The sequence below is a fragment of the Prescottella subtropica genome (genome assembly GCF_005434945.1).
GTDB lineage: Bacteria > Actinomycetota > Actinomycetes > Mycobacteriales > Mycobacteriaceae > Prescottella > Prescottella subtropica.
This window is the reverse complement of sequence record NZ_SKCH01000062.1, coordinates 1-1,385: the sequence shown is the minus strand read 5'-3', so window position 1 is coordinate 1,385 and position 1,385 is coordinate 1. Positions and strand designations below refer to the sequence as shown.

Sequence of the window (1,385 nt, the reverse complement as noted above, 5' to 3'; positions counted from 1 at the left end):
TGGGCCTTACCCCTGGTTCTTGGACACGCTGAATCCAGCATGATGCTGGGGAAGCGAGAGAATCGAGATCATGGCCAGGAAGCACTACGACGAGGAGTTTCGGCGGAACGCGGTCGACTTGTACGAGTCCACTCCGGGAGCAACGGTCCGCAGTATCGCCGAGGACCTCGGCATCGAGCGGGGCACCTTGCGGAACTGGCTCGACAAGTACGGGACCGGACGTAAGACCGGCAGAGACGGCGAGCCGGCCGCCAGCCCGTTACGACCACGATCGACTGCTGTCGACGCCGGCGAGTCGGTGGACCAGACACCCGAGGAAGAGTTGGCGCGCCTGCGTGCCCGGGTCCGCGAGTTGGAAGTCGAGACCACGAAGCTGACGACCGAACGCGAGATCCTGCGCAAGGCGGCAAAGTATTTCGCGGGGGAGACGAACTGGTGAGCCGCTTCCAGTTCGTCGCCGACCACCTCGACGCCTACCCGGTGAAGTGGCTGTGCGACGTCCTCGACGTCGTCCGTTCCTCGTTCTACGCCTGGCGCACGTCGGCACCGGCACGCGCTGAACGCGCCATGGCCGATGCTGCCCTGCTGCAGGAGATCACGCTCGTGCACACCGAGGACAAGGCCTACGGGGCACCACGGATCACCGCGGAGATCAACGACGGGAAACCCGCTGGTGAGCGGGTCAATCACAAGCGTGTGGAGCGAGTGATGCGTGAGAACGGGATCGTTGGCTACCGCAAACGCCGACGGATCCGCACCACCGTCCCCGAACCGGCCGACCGAAAGCATCCCGATCTGGTCAGACGGGACTTCACCGCCACCGAGCCGAACAGCGTGTACGTCGGCGACATCACCTATCTGCCGTTGGCGGTCCCCGGTGTGGACGGGCGCGGCAAGAACCTGTACCTGGCCACCGTGATCGACTGCTACAGCCGCAAACTCGTCGGCTGGGCCATCGCCGACCACATGCGCGTGGAACTGGTCATCGATGCGTTACAGGCCGCCGAGCGGGAACGCCGATCGTTGCGCGGGGCGATCTTCCACTCCGACCACGGCTCGGTCTACACCTCGAAAGACTTCGCCTACACATGCACGGCCATGGGCGTGACCCAGTCGATGGGCGCAGTGGGCACCAGTGCCGACAACTCGCTGGCCGAGTCGTTCAATGCCGCGTTCAAACGAGAAGTGCTGCAGGACGCTACCCGCTGGCCTGACGAGATCACCTGCCGCCGGCAGGCGTTCCGGTGGCTGACCCGCTACAACACGCGACGTCGGCATTCCTACTGCGACAACACATCCCCGAACGCCTACGAACGCCACTTCTCCGATAGCATCGGCGACGCAGCGTAATCCACCCCTGTGTCCACTATCCGGGGGTAAGGCCC

At 64.6% G+C, this 1,385-nt stretch carries 1 protein-coding gene; it reads left to right on the top strand.

Features of this window, described 5'->3' with window-relative positions; genetic code table 11:
• Positions 1-70 precede the first annotated feature (70 nt).
• A protein-coding gene (locus E0497_RS20320; protein WP_137726604.1) for an IS3 family transposase occupies positions 71-1,350 on the top strand; the annotation gives its coding sequence in 2 pieces (ribosomal slippage) (positions 71-422 and positions 422-1,350; 1,281 coding nt in all).
• Positions 1,351-1,385: the final 35 nt, after the last annotated feature.